Source organism: Marinococcus sp. LNHM4E3-1, assembly GCF_056034405.1.
Genome location: NZ_JBQLID010000002.1, coordinates 146,255 through 170,562 on the forward strand (window position 1 = coordinate 146,255; position 24,308 = coordinate 170,562).

Genomic DNA, 24,308 nt, shown 5'->3' on the forward strand with positions numbered 1-24,308 from the left:
TGATAAAGACAGATGAAAAAATGCATCGTTTAAGAATTCAGCATGTATGTAATAGCTTCCGCAACGCCGTGCTCGTCGTTTGTGCCAACAATATGGTCGCTAATGGTTTTGACTTCATCCACAGCGTTTCCGATAGCGACGGCATAGCCGGCTGTTTTTAGCATACTGATATCATTGTAATTGTCTCCGATGGCGGCAGTATCTTTTAACGGTACAGCAAGCTCTGTAGCAAGTCTTTCAAGCGCAAGCCCCTTCGAAGCTCCCGTATGTTCAACCTCAAAATTATGATCACCTGAAGTAACGAGGGTTAAATCTTCCCGGTTTTTAAAGTGGTCAATGCCTGTCTGGCGCTTTTCTTCGATGAAAGAGACCGCCAAAATATTATACAGGGAAACGTTCATATCATGCAGATCGAGATAGCTTTCAATAAAAGAAAATCCAGTTTGGCTGTACTGCCGTTCCGCTGCCTTCTGCATGGAAGCTGTATCTGCATGAGGATTGGCGCTTTTAATACGGTCCTGCTCGATTTGAAGCAGCTCCCGGCTGTTGTGGGGAGTGTAGATTGCTTTTTCTGTAAACGCTTCATAATAGAATTCGTGCTGATGCAGCCATGAAAGTACTTCCATCCCTGTCTCCTTTGGAAGTGGCACAGAGATATACAACTCACGGGCGGGAGAATGAACAGCAGCCCCGTTCGCAGAAATCACCCACGGGTGAAGAGAAGTGTTTTTAAGTATATTCCATACGTCAAAGTGGGCTCTGCCTGTAGCAATAACGATATCAAGGCCATTTCCGGCCGCTGTTTCAAGTGTTTGTATCGTTTTGTCATCTAATTGGTTTTCGCTGTTTAAAAGAGTGCCGTCCAAGTCAATTGCGACCATTGAAAACATGTTGTGTCCTCCCATTACTAGACGAGGTTAAAAGCATAAACCTTTTATACTTTAACATAAAATATCGTGAACAACGAAATTACGCGCAAAAATTTGTATAATAATGGTAACATGATTATACAGCTTCGTTCGGAAGATGTGTAAAAATCCTGGATTGCTCATGTCCGGAGAATCTTTTTAATGGCCGTAGAAGGATATGGAAAAGTAAGACAAGAAGGTATCAAAGGAAAAAGAATGCGCAGGATATTGAATAGGGGGCGTGGTTATGTACATTAAAAGAACAGAAGACCCGGTGCTGCTCAGCCAGTTAAATCAGTCACTGCACGAATGGCACGTAAACCTTCATCCTGAACTTTTCTTCCCTTATGATCAGCCGTCGGCTCAATCATATTTTGAAAAAAAGCTCGCTGACGACTGCCACATGTTTTTTATCGCTGTCGAAGACGAAGAGCCGCTGGGGTACGTCTGGCTTGAGCTTCGCAAAGAAAAAGGCAGCGATTTTAAACGTCCCTCGCACTACGGCTACATTTACCAGATTGTAGTGAAGGATCAACACCAGGGCCAGGGCGTCGGAGCTTTTTTAATGAAAGAGGCGGAATATGCTGCGCGGGACTACGGGGCAGATAGGCTTGAGCTGGACTATTTGGCACAGAATTATATAGCAGAAGCCTTCTATAAAAAAATCGGGTATGAACCAAAACGGGTTACAGTGCATAAAGAGCTTTAAGAGGATGGGGGCTGGAGAGATGGTTACGAGTCATACGAATATTATTATCGCCGGTACAAGCATCGAAGGACTTGTGCTGGCACGGGCTTTGGAACGCTATGATGTAAATGTCCGACTGCTTGAAGCTAAAAAGTCCCCTGCCCACGAACCAAAAGCACTGCTTCTATATGCGCGGACGCTGGAAATGCTAGAAAGCATTAAACTGACAAAGCCATTGCTGGAGATAGGTATACCCTATCATTCACTGGAATTCAATTACGAAGGAAAAAAGATTTTTACTCCCTCCTTCGATTTTTTGAAAGAAGAATCTTTGTATCCATATGTATTGTCGCTCGCTAACTGTGATGTACAGCGTGTCCTGCAGCGTGCGTTAGTGAAAACATCTGTGGAATGGGGCACGCGCATTACGCAGCTGAAGCAGAATGGTTTAAAAACAGAAGCGTTAATCGAAAAAAATAATATGGAGGAGCGGATAATTGCTGATTATGTCGTCGGGGCCGACGGGATTGAAAGTGTTGTCAGGGAGCTTGCTTCCATTAAATGCAAAATGGAGGGCGGCTCTGAATTAATAATGGCAGATATTAATACAGAGCAGCGGATGACAAACAATGCTCCGTCCATGATGTTTAATAAAAAAGGAATTATGTTTGCCGCAGACCTTCCCGGTCACCAGGCAAGAATCATGATGATCGACCGCGACAACCCAGACGCCCGCCTTAAAAATACGGAAGCTTCTCTGCGGGGGCTCTATCAAAAAATCACTGGCCGCCCGTTGTCAATGCAAAAGGCGGTGACGGTGCAGTCGAAGCAGGCTGTGTTTCATCAGGCAAAAGAGTTTCGGGCAGGGGACGTGTTTTTAGTCGGTGAAGCGGCACATGCTCATCACCCGATGACAAGCCAGAGTGTGAATCTAGGCATCCAGGACAGCATTAATTTAAGCTGGAAGCTTGGAATGGTATGTGCAAGGGCCTGCCCGGAAACACTGCTTAAGTCATATGAGACTGAACGGCTTCCAGTCGCAAGAAAAGTTAACCGGACGACGGATTGGACGGTTCGAAGCCTGACTGTGCAAAAGCCGATTGCTGTGCAGGCAAGAAACCGAACGCTGAAAATGGTGGAGATGATTGAACAGCTCCCGGAGGCCTTTATCCGCCGACTGTCGCATTTGTCTGTGAGATACCGGGCGTCGGCACCGCCGTTGAAGGAAGAGCTCAGGCGTGAAGGCGTACTGCATCCAGGAGACAGAGTGCCTGATGCAGCATTAACGGATTTTGAGAACCGTAAAACCAGGTTATATGAGCATTTGCAGGAAGGAAAATTTTTATTTGTGATGCGCACAAGCGGCAGCCGGATTGATAAGGAATATGCGTTTATTAAGAGGTGGATTCGTAAGTCCGCGCCGTATTTTGGCAGCATGGTACAGCCTGCGTTAGTCGCGCCGACACCGACGATGGGACAGCCTGATGATATTTTATGCTGGAGTGAAAGGCATTTAAGCAGGGAATTCAGGCAATTAATTGGGCCGGGGGAATCTATGCTCGTACGGCCGGATGGTTATCTGCTTTTTCACAGCGATGCTGCAGGATGGAGCAGCTGGAAGGATGCAGTTGAGCTGTTTCTTGCAGCGGGGGCTGAATGGGACCTCGAGGAGCAGGAAGCGCGGAAGTGGTATCAAAATTTCAAGCTGATCAGCCGCAGATGGAAAAAACAGCTGACATTCAGTAAATAAGAAAGCTTCCCTTAAAGCCGGTACCGTATACAGCGGACGCCGGCTTTTTGAAACGCCAGGACATGTATTACGTAAAAACGAAAGAAAACATTGACATATACATTCCAAAAATAGGAAAATGAACGGGTTGAATGCCTATAAGTAAGGAGAGGAAACCATGTCATCGATTTTAGAAGTGAATGATGTACATAAGCGTATTCACGGTAAACAGATCATTCAAGATCTGAAATTCTCTGTCGAGCCGGGAGAGGTTTTTGGCTTTCTTGGACCGAACGGCGCGGGAAAAACGACGACGATCCGTATGATGGTCGGACTAGCCCCTATTTCGTCCGGAGATATTCTTATCGACGGGTACAGCATCCAAAAATCATACGCGAAGGCGATTAAACAGGTTGGAGCCATCGTGGAAAACCCGGAAATGTACAATCATCTAACAGCGGAAAAGAATCTGGTCCATTTTGCCAGGATGAATGGCAAGGTGGATCACGAACGCATTGACGAACTGCTCGGACTTGTAAAGCTGGAGCATGTGAAAAAGAAAAAAGTGCGGACGTTTTCGTTAGGAATGAAGCAGCGGCTCGGTATCGCCCAGGCGCTTTTGCACCGGCCGAAGCTGCTGATTCTGGATGAGCCAACTAACGGCCTGGACCCGGAAGGGATTCGAATGGTTCGGGCTTACCTGCGCCGGCTTGCCGAGGAGGAAGGGCTTGCTGTGCTTGTTTCGAGCCATTTGCTCTCAGAAATGGAGCTGATGTGCGACCGTTTCGCAATTATCCAGGACGGTAAGCTGATTAACATTGAAGATCAGCGCGTCTCAGAAGAAGAAGGGCGCCAGCTTCCTTACCAGATTGATGTAGGTCCGCAGAAGCTGGAGGCTGCCATGCAGGTGGTGAAAGAAGCTTATCCGGATCTGAAAATAGAAGAAGCAGACCAACGGCTGACGATCTACATAGAAAAAGAGAATGTCCCTGCCCTGCTGCGCTATGTCATAGAAGCCGGATTTGACCTTTACGAAGCAAAAGAAGACAAACAAACGCTCGAAGACCGGTTTCTTCAAGCAACGTCGAAGGAGGGCTCCTCATGATCCGCCTGATTCAAAACGAATGGATGAAGCTGTTCTGGCGTATCAGTACATGGGTGATGACGGCGATTCTGCTGCTCGGAGTGGTAGGTGTTCTTATTTATTCCCTCACTAATCAGCCGTCAGCGGAAGAGCTACCGTCTGAAGAGCAGTGGAAAGCTCAGCTGGAGCAACGGATTGAAGAAGATCAGCAGGCGCTCGAGGACAGCGGGGCTGCAGCGGAGTTCTACGAGCAGAGAATTGCGGAAGACGAATACCGTATTCAAAATGATCTCCCGCCGCAGAGCGCGACAGGGGAAAGCGTCTGGTCGTTCATGAGCACGAACGCAGGGCTGCTCGATCTGCTGAGTATTTTTGTTATTATTGTAGCGGCTACGATCATTTCCTCTGAGTTTAAAAGCGGGACTATTAAGCTGCTGCTGGTCCGCCCGCCGTCCAGGATTAAGATACTAACGTCCAAATACCTCACAGTGATCCTTTATGCTATTGCAATGCTCGCTCTGCTTTTCGGGGCCTCATTTATCCTGGGAGCTCTTTTCTTTGGATTTGGTGAACCTTCCACCCAGTTAATCTACACGGACGGAGAGGTCGAACAACGGCCGCAGGTGCTTGCCCTTGCGATCGATTACCTGACCGGCTCAGTGAATTTTGTCATGCTTGCGACACTGGCTTTTGCCATTTCAGCCATTTTCCGGAGTGAAGCGATGGCGATTGCCATCAGTGTTCTGTTATACGTAGTGGGCGCCGGTGTAACAAGTACTCTGGCTATTGCCTACGACTGGCCGAAGTACCTGCTGTTTGCAAACACGAACCTGAATCAGTACTTTACAAGTGGTGGACCGCCGGTGGAGAGTATGACGCTTGGTTTTTCCGTTGTCGTCCTGATTGTGTACTGGCTGATTTTTATGGGGTTTGCGGTGTGGATGTTCAAAAAAAGAGAAATCAGCGTAACCGGTTAACGAAGGTTGTTTGAATCCCGGTATAGACAGGGAACAAAATAACTGAAAGTAAATGAAGAGGAGTGTGCGCCTATGGTGAAACGTACGGCAGAAAAAGTGCTTGGAATTATTGCGGCTGTTTTAAGCGGCCTCGGCATCGTTTTAGGAATTATTTTTCTATTTGTGGACGTCTCTGCGATAGAGGAAGCAAATCAGATGATTCAGGAGGAAGGAACAGGAGAGACGCTGAATGCTCAGGAGGTGGCTGCGCAGGCTACAAATCTGGGAATCAGCCTGATTATCTTTTCAGCGGTCGCAACAATCCTGGCGGTGATAGGCGTCTTTCTGTTGAAGCGCAATAAACGCTCTGTCGCTTCCGGCATTTTGTTTTTCCTTGCGGCGATTGCGGGCTTTATAGCAGTCAGCTTGTTTGCAATTGTTCATTTTGTCCTGCTCGTGGTGGCAGGCATTATGGCAATTGTGCGCAAGCCGAATACGCCAGCCGATAATTCCACAGAGGCACAGGAATATCCGGAATAACAGAGACGGGGCTCCGAGAAACTCGGAGCTCTTTTTTATGAGGAGGATTGGATGAGAATACTGGTGATTGCCGATACCCATATGCCGAAAAAGGCAAAAAAGTGGCCGGAGGAGCTTTATAAGGAGTTTGCAGAGGCTGATTATATTATTCATGCCGGAGACTGGCAGGACCCGGGCGTGTGGGAAGATTTAAGACAGTATGCTCCGCTTACGGGAGTATATGGAAATGTGGACGGAGACGATATGAAAGATATCGTGAATGAAAAGGAGGAAGTCGTGCTTGAAGGGTGGCGTATAGGTATCGTGCACGGGCACGGCGAAAAAGGGACAACTGAAAAAAGGGCCGGAGAAGCGTTTGCCCCCGGCCAAAAGGATATTATTATTTTCGGTCATTCCCATATTCCTTACCTGCGGTATGCTGGAAAAACATTGATGTTTAACCCGGGGTCACCGACAGATAAGCGTAAAGCGGCGATGTTCTCATACGGGCTGCTCGACCTCAGTCATGACCATTTTGAAGCCCGGCATGTATTTTTTCCCAGGAAAAGCTAAACGAAATACTGAAGATCCGAAGCATTGGTCGGGTAAGCAAACATCGTCCGGGATAAAGAGCTCGCCGGGATTTCGTGCTGGATGACAAGCGTCATATAGTTAATGAACGAGGCAGCATCGCTGTTTAATGCGTGGGCACCAACAACGGTATCTTTTTCTTTATCAATAATTAATTTTACAAAAGCTGTTTTTTCATTTTTATGCTTGTACGTAAACCACGAGCTGACGTCTTCAGTAACTGTAGAAAGTCCGCGGGCGGAGGCAGCATCGCCTGTCAGACCTACCGCTGTTAAACCGGGCACGGTGAATGCTGCAGAAGCGATCGGTCCGTATTGAATGGGCGTACTGTTGTTTTCGAGCAGGTTGGTGGATGCGCAGCCTGCCTCAAAGCCGGCTAATGGAGTTAACGGGCTGCCGGCTGTATCGGCGCAGTCGCCGGCAGCATAAATATTTTCATTGGTCGTGCTCTGCAGATATTCATTTACAGTCACACCCTGCTTTTTATTATAGGCAGCGTCTGCTTTTTCCAGATCCAGCGTTTGTACGTTCGGTGTACGGCCACTGCCATGAACGATAATATCGCCATAAAAGGTGTATTCTGTATTCGTATAAACCTGATAGCCTTGACTCTCGGGATGTATTTCGTCTGCTTCGGTATGCAGGTGTACATGCACACCGATCGATTCGGAGTAGTCAATGAGCTTTTGGACAAGCTCAGTATCAAATCCTTTCAATGCACGATCTCCGCGCTGTAGAATATGAACATCGGCTCCCGCCCGTTTGGCAAGGTGGGCAAATTCAAAGGAAATATAACCGCCCCCGATAAAAACAATGCTTGATGGCAGCTGATCGAGTTCGAGAAAATCATCGCTGCTGAGCATATGTTCAGATCCTTTAATCGGAAGAGTGGCAGGGCTTGCGCCGGTGGCGAGCACGAATTTTTTACTCTTAATATGGCGGCCACCTACTTCTATCGTTTCCCGGTCGATAAAACGGGCGCGTCCGTGCAGGGTGTCGATCCCGCTGTCTTTTAAGCTTTGTTCGATAGTTTCCGGCACGCCCTGGACGAACGTGCGCTTGAAATTCATTAAATCTTCCCAGTGGATGGATAAATTGCCTTCAAGACCAAGGCCTTGCAGGCGCTGGGCCTGGTCGAGAACCTCTGAAGCATGGATGAGCACCTTCTTCGGGTCGCATCCACGCAGGGCGCAGGTGCCGCCGTAGGGACGTTCATCCACTATTGCTGTATTCCATCCGGCTCCGTTTAAGTTTCCTGCAGCGGTCATGCCCGCCGAACCGCTCCCGATTACGATCGCGTCATACATAGTATTTACCTCCTTTAATTTCTTCGTTTCTATTCCTTTTGCCGGAAGAAATGAAACGAAATTCCAAAATGGAAAAATATCACTTGAAAGAAGGAAAAGCATATGCAGTACGAAACAAGTGAACTCCGCTCCGAACGATTGACGACCGGGCTTTTGTTCTGGTCAGGGCTGATTGTGATGTCGAGTTTGTACATGACAATACCGCTGATACCAACTTTTTCGGAAGCATTTCGCATTTCTGCCGGGGAAGCTGCCTGGGCAGGGAGTGTTTTTTCCATCTTTTTTGCAGCTGGCTGCCTGCTGTACGGACCGTTATCGGAACGGGCGGGGAGAAAACGTACGATCGTAACGGGTCTGCTTGTGCTCGCTGTTGTCACCCTGCTGATCGGTTGGGTGCCGACCTTTTCTGCTCTGCTTATCGGCCGGGCTCTCCAGGGACTCGCGGCGGCTTCATTTTCTCCAGTGGCTCTCGCTTACATTGGAGATATGTTTGCACCGGCTAAGAGAGGTTCGGTTATCGGGTTTATCAGCGCCGGCTTTTTAATTGCCGGGATTTTCGGGCAGACGTGGAGCAGTGCCGCCATTCAGGCAGCCAGCTGGCACTGGGCCTTTTTGCTGCTCGGTGTTGTGTATGTGCTCACCTTTATTTTAATGTGGCGTCTGCTTCCGGTAGATCCGTCGAAAGGAAAAACGGGCAGTAAGCCGTCTTTTTTCTCGCAGTTGCAGACGGCGGCCAGAAACAAGAGCCTGCTGCTCTGCTTTATCGTCACTTTTTCGGTGCTGATGGTTTTTGTGGGGATGTATTCTTCGCTCGGGCAGTACCTGCAGAGCGCATTCCAACTAAGCCAGGGCGACATTTTATACGTCCGGGCCACGGGGCTGCTAGGCATCAGTGTTGCTTTTTTCACAGGGAAATGGAGCAGGCATGTCGGCACTCCGTTTATCCTTCGCGCCGGTCTCGGTATCGGAGCGCTCTCACTTTTGCTGATGATCGCGACCGACAGCTTATGGCTGCTTGTAACATGGAGCGTACTGTTTACGGTCGGAGCTGGTTTAATCGTTCCTGCGATTATTGCGCTCATCAACCAGGTGGGTGCTGAAGTGAGAGGGGTTGCAACGTCGCTGTATACATTTATTTTATTTATCGGTGCCAGTATCGGGCCGGTGCTCAGCACCGCAGTAAGCCAGGCTGTGTCTGTCGAATGGGCCTTCGGTGTTCTCGCTTTGATTTACACTGCCAGCTTTGTAACAGCTTTAGGAATACGTGTGCCAAAGCAGTAAAGAAGTCGTTAAACGGCTTCTTTTTCATTTTATGTGAATTTATTTAACATATTTTTTCTTCTGAATAGGTTTTATCGAAAAAATACGTAGGAATAATATAAACAAGAAAGGGTAATGATAGAAAATATGACAAAGTAATTTCTATATCACCCTCTAATTACTCGAAATTTTCAGAAAATAATGATATGATAAAAATCCAAGCAGGAACACAATAAAAGATATATTTAGATAATCCAGATAAATAGGAGTGGTGAACATGGTTAAAAGCAGTACGAAGCGCTATTTGAAATCCCTACGTTTGACGGTGGAGGAACCTTCTTTTTCTTATCTGGCCAAAATTATGAACGCTCACTTGTTTACTTTTCCATTTGAAAATGCGAGCAAACTAATATACCACCGGGAAAATTCCTGGAAAAATTACACGCCGGACACGCAGAGCTTTGTCGATAATTTCGAAAAATACAAGTTCGGCGGAACGTGTTTTACCGTTAATCAGAAGGTGGCGGCTATACTTCAGGATTTAGGCTTTGATGCTTACAACATTAACATGGGTCCGGAACACATTGCGACTGTTGTCAGGCTGCAGGGCGAGCGTATTCTCGTGGACTGTGCCGTTTCGGCACCGATTTTTTCACCGGTGCGCCTGGAGAGGTCCGACCGGAATATTTATATGTATCATGATGAAAAAATTGTCATCAGTCCGGTGGATAAAGAAAACCAGTTGTATGAATTTAAACGATATATAAAAGGGACGCTGACAAAAGATCAGTGGGTATTTAACGCTGACCAGCCGAGAAGCCAGAAATATCTTAACGATATGGTAGAGCATTCCCACCGGGAAGACGCTATGTTTATGTCGCTGTTGAGACTGCAGATGTGGCAGCCAACGCGAAACATTACGCTGAAAAATAACCGGATGCGCATTTATCATCCAGACGGAACTACGGAAAAAAGAGATCTGCAGTCGATTGAAGAAATCGAAGAAGTGGTTCAGCATGAATTCGGACTCGGAAAGCTGCCTGTGCGAAAAGCGATCGAATATCTCGAAGCTAAAGGGATAGACGTATTCGCCTCCTTAAATAAAGAAGAAGCATCTTAAGTGAAACCGGCGCTGTCTGCGCCGGTTTTTTTGTTTGAAGACGGTTGCGGGCGGTTATCTGTATCGCATATGATAGACAGACAATATTAACACAGGGCAGGTGTCTGGATTGAATAACGCGATTGCTGAGGTGAAACTGGTACCCTTTAAGCGGGAGCATTATGACAGGTTAATCGAGTGGGTGCCGTCGGCCGATTTTTTAAAGCAGTGGAGCGGAGAAGCTTTTACATACCCGCTGAATGCAGAGCAGCTCGATGATTACCGCAGACAGCAGGAGGGAGATAATCCTAAACGGCTTGTCTATACTGCCCTGCATCAAACGACAGGTGTCCCCGTCGGTCACATATCGCTTGGGGCCATTAACTACCACGATCGTTCCGGGCGGATAGGCAAGGTGCTCGTGGGAGAGGAAACGATGCGCGGTGTGGGTCTCGGGCAGTGGATGGTCCGGGAGGTGTGCCGGATCGCTTTTGACGAATTGCAGCTGCACCGGGTGGCGCTCGGAGTTTTTGATTTTAACGCTTCCGCTTTGCGCTGCTATGAGCGTGCCGGCTTTCAGCGCGAGGGGGTAAAACGGGATCTTCGTCTTGTAGGAAACACCTATTGGTCTCTTGTGGAGATGAGCATGCTCGAAGAGGAGTGGGAGAAGCTGCGTTAATTCCCCTGCCGGTGGTTACCGCATTTCTGGAAATTTTGCGGTAAAAGGTTCATAATAAAATGACAGGAGCCATCTGCGCTCGTGTCTTTTTTATAGGCGGGCAGCAGAAGCTTGATTATGGCTTGGAGGGAAGCGCATGGAGAAAAAACCATCTGTACTGGTAATGGTTTCTGTAGAGGCAGAAAAAGAAGCCCTGCAGGCAGCAGTGGAGGCAGAAGACGCCTGGGAGGTGCAGGTAGGCGGTGTCGGAGCAGCACAGATGAGTGTCCGGACATCGCTGCTGCTTGCTGAACAAGACTATGATCTAGTTATAAACGCCGGTATTGCGGGTGCATTTCCGGATAAAGCCTGGCTGGGTGATATTGTGGCAGCCAGCGAAATCGTCGCCGCGGATATGGGGGCAGAAACAGAGGAAGGATTTGCTCCGCTGGAAAAGCTTGGGCTGGGGCCGACACGTTTCCAGGCAGAAAAAAAATACACGCCTGAGTTAGTCCGGCGTCTTGCGGAACAGGGGATTTCAGCTGTTGAAGCCCCGGTGCTTTCTGTGTCAACCGTAACCGGTACACAGGCAACGGTGAATCAGCGGGCGTTTTTATATGAAGATGCTGCGGCAGAAGCAATGGAGGGCTACGGCGTGGCAGTGGCCGCCAGCTATTTCGGAATTCCGGTAATGGAATTACGCGCCATATCAAATGAAGTCGGGCCAAGAGACAGGGACGCCTGGAACATACCGGGAGCACTGGATTCTCTGCGATCGGCTGTACTTATATTGCAGGAGGTTACATCATCATGAAAATAGCTTTTTCCCCGTGTCCGAACGACACGTTCGTGTTCCATGCCTGGACGCATGGATTGTTAAAAGATACAGAAGCTCCGGAGGTCACATTTGCAGACATTGATATCACTAACCATTGGGCTGCAAACAAAGAAGGGCCGGAAGTGATGAAAATTTCCTACGCGGCTCTTCCGTGGGTGCTTGAAGATTATGCTCTTCTTCCGAGCGGTGGTGCCCTTGGGTACGGCTGCGGCCCTTTAGTATTAACAAAAGGCGAAAAAACGCCCGAGCATTTGATCGGAAAAACGGTAGCGGTTCCGAGTGAACGGTCCACAGCTTATCTGCTGTTTCGTTTATGGGCATCCAAAGTGATTCCTGAAGGTGTTGGAGAAATTAAAGTGATGCCTTTCGATGATATTATGCCGGCAGTCCGGGACGGCGAAATAGATGCCGGCCTTGTCATTCATGAAGCCAGATTCACGTACCATAATTATGGCCTGTCGCTTGTAGAGGATATGGGCAGCTGGTGGGAAAGGGACACGGGATTCCCAATTCCGCTTGGAGCGATCATTGCCCGCCGCCATTTAGATACGCAGGCGCTCGCAGATAATGCCCGGCGCTCTGTGGAATACGCCTGGGAGCACCCGGAGGCATCAAGTGATTTTGTCATGGAAAACGCTCAGGAGATGTCACCGGAGGTGGCTCAGTCCCACATCGAGCTGTATGTTAACGAATTCACCCGCAAGCTTGGTGAGGACGGGTACGCCGCTGTGGAAACCCTGCTTGGACGGGCGATGGAAGAAGAATTAATCCCTTCCTTTGATCTGAAAAAAATCAGGCTGTATTAAACAAAGAAGCTTCACCTGGAAACAGGCGGAGCTTCTTATATATCTGCAGTTTTCATTTTCCTCGCTGCCAAGGCGGCGCGGAGGCTGTGAAGAATCATGCCTGCGAGCACGAGCGCAATGCCGGAGAACGTCAAGGCCGAAGGTGCTGCTGTATGAAGCAGAAGCATTTCACCGATAAGGGCAAACAGCACTTCCCCAGACTGAGTCGCTTCGACTCCAGCTAATTTAGCAGTATCGTTTTTCACTAGTTCTGTGGCGTAAAAAAACAGGACAGTAGCAATGATTCCGGAGGAAACAGCAACGATGAAGGACTGGGAAATCTGAGACCTGCCGGGAAGTCCGTGTACGGAAGCTCCATACAATGCTAAAATAATCCAAAAGGGCATGCTCGCAATAGTCATGCCAAGCACCCGCTGGAAAGTAGTGAGTCCGTTTCCGGCCACGTGCATCATTTTCCGGTTGCCAAGCGGATAGGCAAAGGCAGCCAGCAGAAGGGGAAGAACACAGAGCCAGACATTCAGTAGCGGCACCGCTGAAGCATGTTCAGCCTGCATAATAAACACTCCCGCAAGAATCACTAAAGAGATTAGTACGCTCTGGAGCGGGATGCGCTGCTTCGATCCGGATGTTTTATGTAAAAAAGGCACAAGCAGCGACCCGGCAATGATGGTAATTTGAAAAGTGGCGGCGACAAGCCAGCCAGGACCATAGACGGTGGAAAAGGCTATGGGGGCGTAAAAGAGTCCAAAACCGACTGTGCTCCAAAGAAGCCACTCGGAAGGACGGGCGCGGAGATGATGAAAGACGGGGCGAAGCCGTTTCTGTGCTCCGACGATTGCGATAAGCATGGGCAGCATAAAAAAATAACGAAGCGACGCGCTCCAGGTCCAGTGGCCGCCGGAAAGCTCCATCGAACGGTTCAAAACAAATGTGACAGAAAAAAAGAGGGCTGCTGTAAGGCCCAGCAAAATAGCTTTCATTTATGAGGACCACCTTCAATATAATATTTGGTTATTGTACCACAGCTAAAAATTTTTCCCAATATTCTGTTGAATAAAAATGGCGGCACACTGTGCTTATGAAAAAAATCAGGTAAAGAAAGCAGGTGGAGTATGAAGTACCCTGAAGCTCTAAAAAAGGGAGATACCATTTATGTAACAGCTCCGTCGAGCGGAGTACCTGCGTCTTTACACGGGGTGCTTCAGCAGGCAGTAGAAAAAGTCCGTACGAGAGGGTTTCACGTACGGGTGGGAGAAACGGCCTGGAGGCAGCAAAAGGCAGCAAGTACAGATCGTTTTCAAAGAGCTGAGGAGTTGATGATGGCACTGGCAGACCCGGAGGTACAAGTAGTGATGCCTCCGTGGGGAGGGGAAAGAATTATAGATATTCTGCCCCTGCTGGAATGGGAATGGCTTCGTGAACTGCCGCCCACCTGGATACTAGGATACTCTGATACGAGTACACTTGCCTTTGCCTACACGATGATGACCGGAACGGCTTCGGCTCATGGCACGAATCTGTTTGATCTGGCTGCGCCTATCTGGGACGACGTGACAAAAAAATGGGAACGGGCTTTAAAAGCTCCGCTGGGCGAAGCCATTTATCAGCACTCAAGCTCGTATTATCAGTCGTCCTGGAAGAAGGCGTTTGAGCAGCCCGGCTCAGGATTTGTGCTCGATACAAAGACGTCCTGGAAGCATCTTGAAGGGGCGAATACGGATGAATTGAGTGGTCGTCTGCTCGGCGGTTGCCTGAATACGCTCCCGCGTCTTGTCGGCACTCCTCTGGACCGGGTACAGGAGTGGCGTTCAGAAAAAGTCATTTGGTACCTGGAATCTACAGGCATGGATGCAGCAGAAATGCACCGCTCCCTCTGGCAGCTGCAGCAGGCCGGGTGGCTGGACAACGCTGCCGGCATACTTCTGGGCCGGCCCGAAGGATACAATGATACAGAAGGTTTTACCATGGAGGACAGCCTGAAGGAGCTGTTCGGCGGCCGCCTTCCTGTCTGGTATGACGCTGATATTGGCCACATGCCCCCGCAGTGGACGTTTATTAACGGGGCATTTGCAAACCTTCGTTTTGACCGGGGCCAGGCTGAGATGACCATGAGAAAATCATAGAGGGAGGGACCATCGTGCAGCTAGAAAGCAGCCGGCTGCTTTTAAGGCCTTTTTCGGAAAAAGATATAGATGTATTAGCAGAGCTTGCCAACAACTACCGTATTGCAAAAACGACCCTGGAGCTCCCCTACCCGTATACAGAGGAAGATGCACGGTGGTGGATCGGACATCATCCAGCCTGGATGGAAGAAGGCTCCCGTTTCCCGTTTGCTGTTACTAAAAAAGATGAAGATGAATTAATGGGAAACATTACGGTGCGCGTGCAGCCTGAATACCGCCGCGGCGAGCTTGGGTACTGGCTCGGGGCGGATTACTGGGGGAACGGTTATATGAGTGAAGCAGCGGTGCTGGTACGCGACTTCAGCTTCCACACATTAAAAACGAACCGGCTGACAGCTCCTGTTATGAGTAAAAATCAGGCTTCGGCCGGAGTGTTAAAGCGAATCGGCATGCGTTATGAAGGCACGCTGCGCCAGGACGTCTGGAAATGGAGCCGCTACGAGGATGTCGATGTGTACGGTATGACTGCTGATGACTGGAAGGAAGCATAAAACAAGCACTGCCGTATCGGCAGCGCTTGTCAGCTTTTTAACAGAAACACATTATCGTCTTCATCGCGAAAGCTTGCATAAGTAATTCCATTTATCTCTGTTGGTTCTTCATCAAAAACAATATTTTGGGCTTTCATCCACTGGTAGGAGGCGTGCACGTTGTCGCATTCAAAAACAATTGATGGCTTCAGCTCCTGCCAGTTCATAACGTAGGATTTAGGGTAGATAGCCAGTGCTGTTTCCGCTCCAGGGGCTGCTACCTCGAGCCGGTACGCGTTTGGCCCAAGCGGGTCTTCGCGCCGGACCTCAAATCCTATTTTTTCTGTCCAAAATTCTTTTGCCCGCTGCTGATCTTCTACATATACAGCCGTAGAGGCAATTTTTCCTATCATGTTTATACTCTCCTTTAGACGCACTGTTTTATTATACCAACTGCATGCAAAATTCCAAGGGAAATTATTTCCGGCAGTTCTTTTGAAATGGACTCTGGCGGGGAATACGTATAAAATATTCGAAAAAAGGAGACTGTATACTATGCATGAACTGCATCCAGATGATCTGCCGGTAAAAGAAGTGTATAAGCTATTGACCGGTTCGGTCATCCCCCGCCCGATAGCCTTTGTCACCACAATGGCAGAAGACGAAACATTAAACGCAGCACCGTTCAGCTTTTTTAATGCGGTAAGTCCGGACCCGCCGGTATTAATGATATCTATTACGAGAAAAGAAGGGAAACCAAAGGACAGTGCAAAAAATATTTTAGATCGCGGGGAATTGGTGGTACACATAAGCGATGAAGGTATTGTAGAGGATTTAAACATTACAGCAGCCACGCTCCCGCCGGAGGAAAATGAACTCGAGCACACTGTTCTACATACGGTGCCGAGCAGAATGGTGGAAGTACCGGGTATCGAAGAAGCAAATATCCGCTTTGAATGCCGGCTGCATAAGCACGTACCGCTTCAAAATGCTGAAGGAAAAATTACTCAGGATGTCATATTTGCAGAAATTATATGTATCCATGTTTCCGAGGGCGTATATGACAGTGAACACAATTATATTCTTCCCGATAAGCTGAAGCCGGTCGCACGTCTGGCAGGAAATGATTATTCCAAGCTTGGGGAATTGTTTACGCTTGAACGCCCGAAATAAAAAAAGGCCGCACCTGTTGCCGTAAAGCGAACAGGCGCGGCCTTTTTTATTAAATCGAAGCTGTAGTGGCGGTTGATTGTTTTTGTACCTCTTTAATGAGCTCATAGGAACGAAGGCGTTTCGTCTGATCGTACACACTGCCGCTGATCATAATTTCATGAACCGGAACGCTCGAAGAAAAATCTTCGAGCTGCTGGCGTACGGATTCTGGTCCGCCCTGGATCGTGCCGGCGTCCCAGCGTGCCATCATCGCTTTTTCCTGGGACGTCCAGAGTGCGTCCATATCTTCTACCGGTGGCTGTATTTTCCCCGGACGATTGCGTATTAAGCTGAGAAACTGCTGTTTCATTGTAGTACCAAGGTAGTCGGCTTCCTCATCTGTTTCCCCGGCGATCACATTGATCCCGGTCATGGCATAGGGTTCATCCAGTACCTCAGACGGCTGGAAAGAATCCAAATACAGCTGCAGGGCTGCTTTCATATTCTCGGCTGCAAAGTGGCCGGCGAATGCATACGGAAGCCCCAACTGTCCGGCAAGCTGGGCACTGAATCCGCTGGAGCCAAGCAGCCAGATTGGAATATCCAGGCCTGCGCCCGGCACGGCTTTTACCTGCGGAGGGATGGCCATATTAGCTGGATCCTGGAAATACCTCTGCAGCTCTTCAAGACGGGCTGGAAAGTCTTCTCCGCTGTTTACATGACGGCGGAGGGCTGCAGCTGTCGTTTGATCTGTCCCCGGCGCCCGTCCGAGACCTAAATCAATGCGTCCCGGATACAGGCTTTCGAGTGTGCCGAACTGTTCAGCAATCGCGAGCGGGGCGTGGTTCGGAAGCATAATACCTCCCGAGCCAAGACGGATGCTTGACGTTCCTCCGGCCAGGTAGCTGAGTAGTACAGAAGTAGCCGAGCTCGCGATCCCTTCCATGTTATGGTGCTCAGCGACCCATAAGCGGTTGTAGCCGAGTTTTTCGGCATGCTGAGTCAGCTCGAGGCTTTTTGCAAATGAATCTCCCGCTGTTTCCCCTTCGTTTACCGGGGATAAATTTAATACTGAAAGAGGCATATCTTTAAATGCTGGCATGAAAATCTCTCCTTTATATGACACGTCCTGCTGGTAATTGGGTCATAGAAAATTATACGCCTCCTGCGTATTGTTATTCAAAAAAGGTGCTCATTACTGAAAAATTCTCTAGTATAATAAAGTCATCTGGGCTTTAAAGCCAGGGGGAGGGCGAAAATGCATGAATATTGTTTTATCCGGGTTTGGGGCTGTTGGACAAGCAGCGGTCCGTGTATTGATGAATAAAGAAAAAGAATGGGAGCGCATGTACGGGGTACATATAAAAATTACTGCTGTGCTCGACCGAAGCGGGGCTGTAGTGCATAGCGGCGGACTGGATCTAAAACAACTGCTGGAAGTAAAAGAGGAAACCGGCCGTGTGGATGACGGCTCGCTGCCGCCAAGAAATGTAGACCAGCTGTGGGCGGACAGCCAGGCTGATATATTCATTGATGCAGCAGAAACTGATATATTAACCGGAGGATCGGGCCTGCCGCTCATACAGTCATCGTTAAAGCATGGGGTGGACGTGGTCTGCGTCAGTAAAGGAGCGCTTGCCTATGCCTGGGACGATCTGCACGAGCTTGCTGAAGCGTCCGGAAGATCAATAAAATACAGCGGAGCGGCAGCTGCTGCTCTCCCGACTGTGGACACAGCTCTGTACAGCTTAGCCGGAGCGGAAATACATACAATCGAAGGACTGCTGAACGGAACCAGCAATATGATTGCGACAAGGATCGCGGCTGAAAATATTACGCTGCAGGAGGCGTGGGAAACAGCAAAAAAGGAAGGTAAAGCCGAGGCAGACCCCTCTGAGGACATCGGGGGAAAAGATACGGCGCTGAAGATGTATTTTCTGACCAAAGCCTGCCTTGCGAAGGAAGTAACCTGGAAAAGTATTGCGGTGCGTGGTCTGGACCAGCTCTCCGAGGCTGAATGGAAGCAGGCGGAGCAGGGGAAATCAAAGTGGAAACTAGTTGGGAAAGCGCAAAAGACAGCGGATGGAGCCACGGTTTCCATCGAACCCAGGCTGCTTCCAGTGGAGCATCCTTTTTTCAACGTTGACGGTGCCGAGAAAGCAGTGCTTTTTTCCACAGATACGATGGGAAGGCTCCTCGTTTCCGGAGGCGCGTCCTCTCCAACAGGAGCAGCCGCTGCAGCATGGAAAGATGTTATTCATCTTGTACGTGAAAGAGCCTGATAAAAGGCTCTTTTTTACGTTTGAATGGCTGAAAAGTCCTATGTAAGTAATAGGAGGAATGTCGTTTCTGAATTTAGAAATAATTTCTAAATTAGAAGTTTGTTTTTAATCAAAAAAGGCATTTGCTACTAAAAGCATAAGTAGACATAGAAAGAAAAGATGACAAACGTATAAAGAAATGGAAAAATGAAAGTGCATACACTAAAAAGGAGATGAAGAAATGAATACATATACGATTGCGTCAATTGCAGGAGATGGAATAGGCAAAGAAGTTGTACCGGCTGCATGGAGAGTGTTAAAAACGCTTGAGAGAGTGCAGGGAGACTTTGAGCTTCGTGTCACAGAATTTCCATGGAGCTGCGATTACTATATTGAGCATGGAAGAATGATGCCAGAGGATGGGCTGGAGCAGCTTGAAGTTTTTGACGCCGTGTTTTTAGGAGCGGTCGGTCATCCGGATCTCGTTCCGGATCATATTTCTCTGTGGGGGCTTTTAATTAATATTCGCCGCGGCTTCGAGCAGCAGATCAATGTTCGGCCGTCCCGCCAGTTTGAAGGGCTTGCTTCTCCGCTTGCGAATCCGAACCAGTTCAATCTAATGGTGGTCAGAGAGAACAGCGAGGGTGAGTACAGCGAAGTCGGAGGACGAATGTACAGAGGGGAAGACGAAATTGCGATTCAAAACAACGTATTTTCCAAAAAAGCAGTAAAGGCAGCCATGGAATATGCCTTTCAGCTGGCAAAAGACCGCAGCGGGCATGTAACTTCTGCAACGAAATCCAATGGGATTGTGTTTTCGATGCCATTTTGGGATGAAGTGTTTAACGAGGTGAAGGAAAGCCATCCTGAAATAAAGACCAGGGCAGAGCACATTGACGCTCTGGCAGCAGCCTTTGTTACCAAGCCGGAGACAATGGATGTTATTGTCGGAAGCAACTTATTCGGAGATATTTTGACAGACATTGGCGCCGCTTTGATGGGGAGCATTGGTATTGCGCCGGCCGCCAATATTAATATAAATGGAAAATATCCATCTATGTTTGAGCCGGTGCATGGATCCGCCCCGGATATTGAAGGGCAGGGACTGGCAAATCCAATCGGCCAGCTGTGGACAGCTCAAATGATGCTTGAGCATCTCGGAGAAAACAAGGCAGCGCAAACATTAATGAACGCTATGGAATATGTCATCAAAGAAGGAACGGTTACGAAAGATCTTGGAGGCAGGGCTTCTACGGAAGAGGTAGTAAAAGCAGTGGAAGAATATTTAACATCAGAAAAAGAAAAATAGGAATTAACTAATAGGCACTTAATAATAATTCAAATGTGCCTTCGCAGCATGCTAATCATGAAATTCCTTGATAGTTAACTAATTTTGATACTAAAGACACTTTAAATTTCCATATTATGATTATTTATCCCAATGTTACAGTTTCAATACAAATGTATTGAGTATATTGTCTATGCCCCCTGGCACTTATATACTACTTTATACACAACAGTAGAGTCAGGCATCGCAGCACATGATCAAATGGGGGGTGGATTCGCTCGGGCTTTTCGCATTGCGCTTATTCAGAGCAGCGGTACAAAAGTTTATAGCGAAAATGTATGAAAAAATATGCATATCCAGCAGCGATTGTTGCTGCGGCAACAGTAGTTTTTGCAGCTCCGACTGCAGCAGATGCTGCGTTAGGTGATCAAACACTACGTCAGGGCTCGAAGGGTTCGGAAGTTAAAGAACTGCAGGACTGGTTAAAGGGAAATGGCTATCATAACGGTTCGGTGGATGGGATATACGGACCGGCGACCGCAGGATCCGTGCAGGCCTTTCAGCGTTCAGCGGGTATCACCTCTGATGGTATAGCCGGATCGAATACATTTTCCAAAATGAGCTTAAACAAAAACCAAGCTTCGCCCGAAAAAAGCTCGAAAGATACTGGCAGTTCCTCCAGTTCATCTTCAAGTGTATTAAAGGCAGGTGCTTCAGGAAGCGATGTCCGGGATCTCCAGACAAAATTGAAAAGTAAAGGCTTTCATGCTGGATCGCTCGACGGAGAGTTCGGCCCGGCCACGAAGTCTTCAGTCATTGCGTTTCAAAAGGCAGCCGGGATCGGCGTTGACGGTGTAGCCGGCCCGAATACGTTCAAAGCGTTAAGCAGCTTTAAAGCCTCGGATAAAAATAATAATTCAAGTGCTGCCAAACCGGATACATCTTCTTCCGGCACCTCATCTAAAACGCTCCGTCAGGGAGATACGGGAAGCAATGTAAAAAGTATGCAGCAGACGCTTAAAAGCAAAGGATTTCTTTCGGGCACAGCGGACGGCCAGTTTGGTCCGCAGACAGCAGGGGCAGTAAAGGCCCTGCAGCGGGCAGCTGGTTTGAGCGCTGATGGCATCGTTGGTTCTAATACATGGAAAGCATTAAGCGATTCTTCGGTGAAAAGCGGCACGAGCTCCTCTCCGGAAAAAGTAAGCTCAGGCTCTTCAGGCAGTGTATCGGGACTGATAAATGCAGCGAAACAGTTTATAGGTGTGCCTTATGTATGGGGAGGTACGACGACAAGGGGGTTCGATTGCAGCGGATTCACCCAGTATGTATACAGGCAAAATGGAACGAGCCTTCCACGTACGGTGGCCCAGCAGTATGCTGCGAGTAAAAAAGTGTCAAGCCCGCAGGTAGGCGACATGGTATTTTTCACTACCTACAAAGCGGGAGCCTCGCACAATGGAATATATATTGGAAATAATCAATTCATTCACGCAGGATCCTCGACAGGCGTCACCATCAGCAGCATGAGTAATTCATACTGGGCTCCGCGCTACATCGGGGCCGGGAGCTTCTAAATTATACTTAGAGCACACCGTTCAGCAGAAACGGTGTGCTCTAATTCAGTCCGGCAGGGAAAGTTTATAAAATTACACGTATGAACAGAGGGTTACGTATTGTTTACAACTCTGTAATAGCCATTGTTCTGTCCGGGCCCCGTGCTTACAATAAAATAGGATCAGACGATAGAAAGCGTGGGATTGTAATGAAAAGAGGAATATCAGCGTTCATGCTCGCTGCTTTATTATTATTTGTACCTGCACAGGCCGATGCCTCTCTGGGGAGTGAAACGCTGCATCCAGGAGACCGGGGAGAAGAGGTGGAGGAGCTTCAGGAGGCTCTCCAGCAGGAAGGGTTTCACAGCGGGAAAACAGACGGGGTTTACGGTTCAGTCACCACCTCGTCGGTGAAAGCTTTCCAGAAGTATGAAGAACTAACTGCAGACGGGGTGGCCGGAGAGGCGACTCTCGAAAAGCTTTCCTGATGAAAAAATACTGCTGATGTGTTCTACTTCTTCTTTCGTCAGTTCCACATCGGAGGTTTTCAGGTTATTGACTACTTGATCAGAGGTTTTGGCTCCTGGAATCAAAACGTCAACCGAAGGCTGATGCAGATACCAGGCGAGAACGACGTGGGCTGTTTCTTCGCCTTTTTGATCAGCGATTTTTTTCACTTCATTGACTTTACGGAGATTTTCTTTGAATGTTTCTCCCTGGAAATTAGGCTTTTGGGCACGGATATCGTTAAATGTCGTATTTTCATCATATTTTCCGGCTAACAGCCCGGATTCAAGTGGAAAATAAGGAACGAAGGTGATGTTGTTTTCTGCAGTGTATGGAAGAATGTCTTTTTCCACTTCACGGTTCAATAGGTTATATTCGGACTGTACTACGTCCACATACCCATTCTTATTTGCTTCCTTCAGCTGGTCCAGAGTGAAATTTGATACGCCGATGGAACGGATTTTTCCGGCTTCCTTCATTTCCTGCAGAGCACCGACGGCTTCATCTTTCGGTGTATCTTCATCCGGAAAATGAATATAAAACAAATCAATATAATCCGTTTGAAGGCGGCGGAGTGCGTCATCTACGGATTGTTTTAAAAATTCCGGAGAGTTGTCCATCACAGTGTCCCCATTATCGAGAAATTTATGGGCTGCTTTTGTCGCGATAACTACTTTTTCACGGGCGTTTTTTTCTTTTACTACTTCACCGACAAGTTCTTCTGAACGGCGCGGTCCGTAAATAAAAGCTGTATCCAGGAGAGCCACGCCGTTATCGATGGCAGTCGCGGTTAACGCTTTTCCCTGCTCCTCATCGAGCATGTCAGGATAAATATTATGTCCACCTACTGCGTTGGTTCCAAGGCCAAGAGGGTTTACAGTGACTTCAGATTTTCCAAGTGTTACACGATTCATTGCCATTTAAACGTCACTCCTTTGTAATTTCAGCACACTCTTTCATATTTCACCTGTAACCAAAAGCTAAACATTTCTCAGGGCGTATGAATAAGTGTACATTTCCGCAGAAATTCACGTTTACTAAAGAAAAGATAAAGGTAAGGAATAGATAGGTTCTATTAACGAAGGATACTGAGAATAAAGGGGAGAAACATATGCCAGAGCAGCAAAACAGTAAATTACCAATTATTATAGCTTCTGTAATCATTGCAGGGATCGGGGCAGTATTTCTAAATCGTTCAGCCCGTGACACGGTGAAGGAAAAGTCTTCAGAGGCAAAAGAAACGGCCAGTCAGTACAAGGAAAATGCCAAAAACAGTGATGCAGTGAATAAGGATGACTTCATGGAACGTATCCAGAACGCTACAGAGCTGGCAAAAACAATTGGTACCCAGCTTCAGGAGGTATATAATAATTACGGCAAAGATCTGATCGCCCAGGTGCAAAAAGTGAAGGATGACTCAGAAGAAGTAGTATCGACAGCGAAAGAAGCTGGCGAAGAGTTGAAAGGCGTAGGCGACACGGCAAAGGATGCCGGGGAAGAATTAAAAGAAGCCGGCAGCCAGGTAAAAGAAGCTAAAGACGAAGTTGCAGGTTCTGACGATAATAATGATACTAAAACAAAAGAGTATCAGAGCGCTACCGATGCTTCCAAGTACAGCGACAGCGATCTTCCAACGATCGGATCTACCGGAAACATGGATGAAGATATTAACAAATCGGCAAGAGAATAATGCCTGGACTCCGAAGATCCCCTTCGGAGTCTTTTTATATGCAGGGAAGTATTGAATAGCCAGTTGAATGTGTTTATAATTAGTTAAGCGCTTAACTATATTTTTATAATTTTGTGAAAGCGGTATCAGCTGCACAAACGAAAAAGTGAGCATCGACATTCAATAAGATAACGGTGCAGGTAAACGATACGTGCACCTCGAAGAGAGTCTATCAAAACTATTTGACCTGCATTAGGGCGAGATGAAGGGAGCCAAAGCGAACGTTTTAAAGCATAGGAATATTTTTGGCAGCGCAGGCAAAGCTTCTGAAGTCAAAATAAAATGAAATTTCCTGAAGGAGGGTTACGATGCCGTTAATACGAATGGATGTTATCGAGGGACGCACGGAAGAAGAATTAAAATTGGTCGCAGACGCCATACATGATGCAGTCGTAGAAAGCTTTGAAGTTCCGGAACGAGACCGCTATCAGATAATTAATCAGCATAAGCCGTATGAAATGTATATTGAAGATACCGGGCTCGGCTTTGAACGGACAAATAATATTGTAGTTATTCAGGTGATCAGTAAAACACGTACAGCAGAGCAGAAAAAACAGCTGTATAAAAAAATTGCCAATAACCTGCAGGACCGCTGTTCTATAGCTCCGGAGGACGTGATGGTGTCAATCACTGATAACACAGAAGCGGACTGGAGCTTCGGACTGGGAGAAGCCCAGTTCTTGAATGGGAAACTGTGAAGGCTGGAGACTGCTTGCGGGCAG

Annotated in this window: 26 protein-coding genes; 20 read left to right on the plus strand and 6 right to left on the minus strand. The window is 47.9% G+C overall.

Features of this window, described 5'->3' with window-relative positions:
• Nucleotides 1–29: 29 nt before the first annotated feature.
• Entirely contained in the window at nucleotides 30–890 is an 861-nt protein-coding gene (locus ACTRXI_RS02820; protein WP_474260972.1) for a Cof-type HAD-IIB family hydrolase, read from the minus strand.
• Between the two features lie 265 nt (nucleotides 891–1,155).
• Here ACTRXI_RS02820 and ACTRXI_RS02825 point away from each other — a divergent pair, with 265 nt between their 5' ends.
• The 6 genes from ACTRXI_RS02825 to ACTRXI_RS02850 all read left to right on the plus strand — a co-directional run bounded on the left by ACTRXI_RS02825 (nucleotide 1,156) and on the right by ACTRXI_RS02850 (nucleotide 6,457).
• On the plus strand, nucleotides 1,156–1,617 hold the full coding sequence (locus ACTRXI_RS02825) for a GNAT family N-acetyltransferase (RefSeq protein WP_474260973.1): 462 nt from the start codon (nucleotides 1,156–1,158) through the stop codon (nucleotides 1,615–1,617).
• A 19-nt stretch (nucleotides 1,618–1,636) separates the two neighbouring features.
• A complete protein-coding gene (locus tag ACTRXI_RS02830) occupies nucleotides 1,637–3,346 on the plus strand; it encodes an FAD-dependent oxidoreductase (protein ID WP_474260974.1) in 1,710 nt (569 codons plus the stop codon).
• Nucleotides 3,347–3,503: 157 nt separating this feature from the next.
• Nucleotides 3,504–4,430, plus strand: coding sequence for an ABC transporter ATP-binding protein (locus ACTRXI_RS02835; RefSeq protein ID WP_474260975.1), 927 nt, complete (start codon nucleotides 3,504–3,506; stop codon nucleotides 4,428–4,430).
• Nucleotides 4,427–5,386 (plus strand): ABC transporter permease, encoded by a 960-nt coding sequence (locus ACTRXI_RS02840; RefSeq protein WP_474260976.1) that lies wholly within the window; start codon nucleotides 4,427–4,429, stop codon nucleotides 5,384–5,386. The genes ACTRXI_RS02835 and ACTRXI_RS02840 overlap by 4 nt, the downstream gene beginning before the upstream one ends.
• Before the next feature lie 72 nt (nucleotides 5,387–5,458).
• Nucleotides 5,459–5,905 carry a DUF4064 domain-containing protein gene (locus ACTRXI_RS02845; RefSeq protein ID WP_474260977.1) on the plus strand — a complete coding sequence of 149 codons (447 nt, stop codon included), beginning with the start codon at nucleotides 5,459–5,461 and terminating at the stop codon, nucleotides 5,903–5,905.
• A gap of 51 nt (nucleotides 5,906–5,956) precedes the next feature.
• Nucleotides 5,957–6,457, plus strand: a complete 501-nt coding sequence (locus ACTRXI_RS02850; protein WP_474260978.1) for a metallophosphoesterase family protein — start codon at nucleotides 5,957–5,959, stop codon at nucleotides 6,455–6,457.
• Here the strand turns inward: ACTRXI_RS02850 and ACTRXI_RS02855 are convergent.
• Nucleotides 6,454–7,782 carry a dihydrolipoyl dehydrogenase family protein gene (locus ACTRXI_RS02855; RefSeq protein WP_474260979.1) on the minus strand — a complete coding sequence of 443 codons (1,329 nt, stop codon included), beginning with the start codon at nucleotides 7,780–7,782 and terminating at the stop codon, nucleotides 6,454–6,456. The two genes, ACTRXI_RS02850 and ACTRXI_RS02855, sit on opposite strands and share 4 nt — an antisense overlap.
• 102 nt (nucleotides 7,783–7,884) lie before the next feature.
• Between ACTRXI_RS02855 and ACTRXI_RS02860 the strand changes: the two genes are divergently transcribed.
• From ACTRXI_RS02860 to ACTRXI_RS02880, 5 genes are all read left to right on the plus strand, one after another.
• Nucleotides 7,885–9,063, plus strand: coding sequence for an MFS transporter (locus tag ACTRXI_RS02860; RefSeq protein ID WP_474260980.1), 1,179 nt, complete (start codon nucleotides 7,885–7,887; stop codon nucleotides 9,061–9,063).
• A gap of 256 nt (nucleotides 9,064–9,319) precedes the next feature.
• Nucleotides 9,320–10,162 (plus strand): arylamine N-acetyltransferase, encoded by an 843-nt coding sequence (locus ACTRXI_RS02865; protein ID WP_474260981.1) that lies wholly within the window; start codon nucleotides 9,320–9,322, stop codon nucleotides 10,160–10,162.
• Between the two features lie 109 nt (nucleotides 10,163–10,271).
• Nucleotides 10,272–10,820 carry a GNAT family N-acetyltransferase gene (locus tag ACTRXI_RS02870; RefSeq protein ID WP_474260982.1) on the plus strand — a complete coding sequence of 183 codons (549 nt, stop codon included), beginning with the start codon at nucleotides 10,272–10,274 and terminating at the stop codon, nucleotides 10,818–10,820.
• Nucleotides 10,821–10,956: 136 nt separating this feature from the next.
• Nucleotides 10,957–11,613 (plus strand): futalosine hydrolase, encoded by a 657-nt coding sequence (locus tag ACTRXI_RS02875; protein WP_474260983.1) that lies wholly within the window; start codon nucleotides 10,957–10,959, stop codon nucleotides 11,611–11,613.
• Nucleotides 11,610–12,443, plus strand: a complete 834-nt coding sequence (locus ACTRXI_RS02880) for a 1,4-dihydroxy-6-naphthoate synthase (RefSeq protein ID WP_474260984.1) — start codon at nucleotides 11,610–11,612, stop codon at nucleotides 12,441–12,443. The genes ACTRXI_RS02875 and ACTRXI_RS02880 overlap by 4 nt, the downstream gene beginning before the upstream one ends.
• Nucleotides 12,444–12,478: 35 nt before the next feature.
• Here the strand turns inward: ACTRXI_RS02880 and ACTRXI_RS02885 are convergent, their stop codons facing one another.
• The gene (locus tag ACTRXI_RS02885) at nucleotides 12,479–13,423 is read right to left on the minus strand and encodes a DMT family transporter (RefSeq protein ID WP_474260985.1); all 945 of its coding nucleotides are present in this window, start codon (nucleotides 13,421–13,423) and stop codon (nucleotides 12,479–12,481) included.
• A 132-nt stretch (nucleotides 13,424–13,555) separates the two neighbouring features.
• Here ACTRXI_RS02885 and ACTRXI_RS02890 point away from each other — a divergent pair, with 132 nt between their 5' ends.
• Together ACTRXI_RS02890 and ACTRXI_RS02895 are read left to right on the plus strand one after the other, a co-directional pair.
• Nucleotides 13,556–14,566, plus strand: a complete 1,011-nt coding sequence (locus tag ACTRXI_RS02890) for a S66 family peptidase (protein ID WP_474260986.1) — start codon at nucleotides 13,556–13,558, stop codon at nucleotides 14,564–14,566.
• 14 nt (nucleotides 14,567–14,580) lie between these two features.
• Entirely contained in the window at nucleotides 14,581–15,117 is a 537-nt protein-coding gene (locus tag ACTRXI_RS02895) for a GNAT family N-acetyltransferase (protein WP_474260987.1), read from the plus strand.
• 29 nt (nucleotides 15,118–15,146) lie between these two features.
• On the opposite strand, the gene ACTRXI_RS02900 is transcribed toward ACTRXI_RS02895, so the two are convergent.
• A complete protein-coding gene (locus ACTRXI_RS02900; protein ID WP_474260988.1) occupies nucleotides 15,147–15,509 on the minus strand; it encodes a VOC family protein in 363 nt (120 codons plus the stop codon).
• A 142-nt stretch (nucleotides 15,510–15,651) separates the two neighbouring features.
• On the opposite strand from ACTRXI_RS02900, the gene ACTRXI_RS02905 reads away from it, so the two are divergent.
• The gene (locus ACTRXI_RS02905) at nucleotides 15,652–16,269 is read left to right on the plus strand and encodes a flavin reductase family protein (protein WP_474260989.1); all 618 of its coding nucleotides are present in this window, start codon (nucleotides 15,652–15,654) and stop codon (nucleotides 16,267–16,269) included.
• Nucleotides 16,270–16,318: 49 nt separating this feature from the next.
• On the opposite strand, the gene ACTRXI_RS02910 is transcribed toward ACTRXI_RS02905, so the two are convergent.
• Entirely contained in the window at nucleotides 16,319–17,350 is a 1,032-nt protein-coding gene (locus ACTRXI_RS02910; RefSeq protein ID WP_474260990.1) for an LLM class flavin-dependent oxidoreductase, read from the minus strand.
• 160 nt (nucleotides 17,351–17,510) lie between these two features.
• On the opposite strand from ACTRXI_RS02910, the gene ACTRXI_RS02915 reads away from it, so the two are divergent.
• From ACTRXI_RS02915 to ACTRXI_RS02930, 4 genes are all read left to right on the plus strand, one after another.
• On the plus strand, nucleotides 17,511–18,530 hold the full coding sequence (locus ACTRXI_RS02915; RefSeq protein ID WP_474260991.1) for a hypothetical protein: 1,020 nt from the start codon (nucleotides 17,511–17,513) through the stop codon (nucleotides 18,528–18,530).
• 220 nt (nucleotides 18,531–18,750) lie between these two features.
• Complete coding sequence (locus tag ACTRXI_RS02920) at nucleotides 18,751–19,818, plus strand: tartrate dehydrogenase (protein WP_474260992.1); 1,068 nt, start codon at nucleotides 18,751–18,753, stop codon at nucleotides 19,816–19,818.
• 317 nt (nucleotides 19,819–20,135) lie between these two features.
• The gene (locus ACTRXI_RS02925; RefSeq protein WP_474260993.1) at nucleotides 20,136–21,371 is read left to right on the plus strand and encodes a C40 family peptidase; all 1,236 of its coding nucleotides are present in this window, start codon (nucleotides 20,136–20,138) and stop codon (nucleotides 21,369–21,371) included.
• Nucleotides 21,372–21,559: 188 nt separating this feature from the next.
• Nucleotides 21,560–21,838, plus strand: a complete 279-nt coding sequence (locus ACTRXI_RS02930) for a peptidoglycan-binding domain-containing protein (RefSeq protein WP_474260994.1) — start codon at nucleotides 21,560–21,562, stop codon at nucleotides 21,836–21,838.
• Here ACTRXI_RS02930 and ACTRXI_RS02935 read toward each other — a convergent pair.
• Nucleotides 21,788–22,771 (minus strand): aldo/keto reductase, encoded by a 984-nt coding sequence (locus ACTRXI_RS02935; RefSeq protein WP_474261142.1) that lies wholly within the window; start codon nucleotides 22,769–22,771, stop codon nucleotides 21,788–21,790. The genes ACTRXI_RS02930 and ACTRXI_RS02935 overlap by 51 nt on opposite strands.
• Before the next feature lie 197 nt (nucleotides 22,772–22,968).
• On the opposite strand from ACTRXI_RS02935, the gene ACTRXI_RS02940 reads away from it, so the two are divergent.
• Together ACTRXI_RS02940 and ACTRXI_RS02945 are read left to right on the plus strand one after the other, a co-directional pair.
• Entirely contained in the window at nucleotides 22,969–23,547 is a 579-nt protein-coding gene (locus ACTRXI_RS02940; protein WP_474260995.1) for a hypothetical protein, read from the plus strand.
• A 347-nt stretch (nucleotides 23,548–23,894) separates the two neighbouring features.
• On the plus strand, nucleotides 23,895–24,284 hold the full coding sequence (locus ACTRXI_RS02945; protein WP_474260996.1) for a tautomerase family protein: 390 nt from the start codon (nucleotides 23,895–23,897) through the stop codon (nucleotides 24,282–24,284).
• Nucleotides 24,285–24,308 lie beyond the last annotated feature (24 nt).

Bases quoted from the DNA above. Each gene is read 5' to 3' on its own strand.
- ACTRXI_RS02820 (WP_474260972.1), bottom strand. From the start codon at position 890: ATGTTTTCAATGGTCGCAATTGACTTGGACGGCACTCTTTTAAACAGC.
- ACTRXI_RS02920 (WP_474260992.1), top strand. From the start codon at position 18,751: ATGAATACATATACGATTGCGTCAATTGCAGGAGATGGAATAGGCAAA.
- ACTRXI_RS02900 (WP_474260988.1), bottom strand. From the start codon at position 15,509: ATGATAGGAAAAATTGCCTCTACGGCTGTATATGTAGAAGATCAGCAG.
- ACTRXI_RS02930 (WP_474260994.1), top strand. From the start codon at position 21,560: ATGAAAAGAGGAATATCAGCGTTCATGCTCGCTGCTTTATTATTATTT.
- ACTRXI_RS02825 (WP_474260973.1), top strand. From the start codon at position 1,156: ATGTACATTAAAAGAACAGAAGACCCGGTGCTGCTCAGCCAGTTAAAT.
- ACTRXI_RS02840 (WP_474260976.1), top strand. From the start codon at position 4,427: ATGATCCGCCTGATTCAAAACGAATGGATGAAGCTGTTCTGGCGTATC.
- ACTRXI_RS02865 (WP_474260981.1), top strand. From the start codon at position 9,320: ATGGTTAAAAGCAGTACGAAGCGCTATTTGAAATCCCTACGTTTGACG.
- ACTRXI_RS02850 (WP_474260978.1), top strand. From the start codon at position 5,957: ATGAGAATACTGGTGATTGCCGATACCCATATGCCGAAAAAGGCAAAA.
- ACTRXI_RS02905 (WP_474260989.1), top strand. From the start codon at position 15,652: ATGCATGAACTGCATCCAGATGATCTGCCGGTAAAAGAAGTGTATAAG.
- ACTRXI_RS02830 (WP_474260974.1), top strand. From the start codon at position 1,637: ATGGTTACGAGTCATACGAATATTATTATCGCCGGTACAAGCATCGAA.
- ACTRXI_RS02855 (WP_474260979.1), bottom strand. From the start codon at position 7,782: ATGTATGACGCGATCGTAATCGGGAGCGGTTCGGCGGGCATGACCGCT.
- ACTRXI_RS02875 (WP_474260983.1), top strand. From the start codon at position 10,957: ATGGAGAAAAAACCATCTGTACTGGTAATGGTTTCTGTAGAGGCAGAA.
- ACTRXI_RS02925 (WP_474260993.1), top strand. From the start codon at position 20,136: ATGAAAAAATATGCATATCCAGCAGCGATTGTTGCTGCGGCAACAGTA.
- ACTRXI_RS02915 (WP_474260991.1), top strand. From the start codon at position 17,511: ATGAATATTGTTTTATCCGGGTTTGGGGCTGTTGGACAAGCAGCGGTC.
- ACTRXI_RS02945 (WP_474260996.1), top strand. From the start codon at position 23,895: ATGCCGTTAATACGAATGGATGTTATCGAGGGACGCACGGAAGAAGAA.
- ACTRXI_RS02940 (WP_474260995.1), top strand. From the start codon at position 22,969: ATGCCAGAGCAGCAAAACAGTAAATTACCAATTATTATAGCTTCTGTA.
- ACTRXI_RS02860 (WP_474260980.1), top strand. From the start codon at position 7,885: ATGCAGTACGAAACAAGTGAACTCCGCTCCGAACGATTGACGACCGGG.
- ACTRXI_RS02835 (WP_474260975.1), top strand. From the start codon at position 3,504: ATGTCATCGATTTTAGAAGTGAATGATGTACATAAGCGTATTCACGGT.
- ACTRXI_RS02910 (WP_474260990.1), bottom strand. From the start codon at position 17,350: ATGCCAGCATTTAAAGATATGCCTCTTTCAGTATTAAATTTATCCCCG.
- ACTRXI_RS02845 (WP_474260977.1), top strand. From the start codon at position 5,459: ATGGTGAAACGTACGGCAGAAAAAGTGCTTGGAATTATTGCGGCTGTT.
- ACTRXI_RS02880 (WP_474260984.1), top strand. From the start codon at position 11,610: ATGAAAATAGCTTTTTCCCCGTGTCCGAACGACACGTTCGTGTTCCAT.
- ACTRXI_RS02885 (WP_474260985.1), bottom strand. From the start codon at position 13,423: ATGAAAGCTATTTTGCTGGGCCTTACAGCAGCCCTCTTTTTTTCTGTC.
- ACTRXI_RS02935 (WP_474261142.1), bottom strand. From the start codon at position 22,771: ATGAATCGTGTAACACTTGGAAAATCTGAAGTCACTGTAAACCCTCTT.
- ACTRXI_RS02890 (WP_474260986.1), top strand. From the start codon at position 13,556: ATGAAGTACCCTGAAGCTCTAAAAAAGGGAGATACCATTTATGTAACA.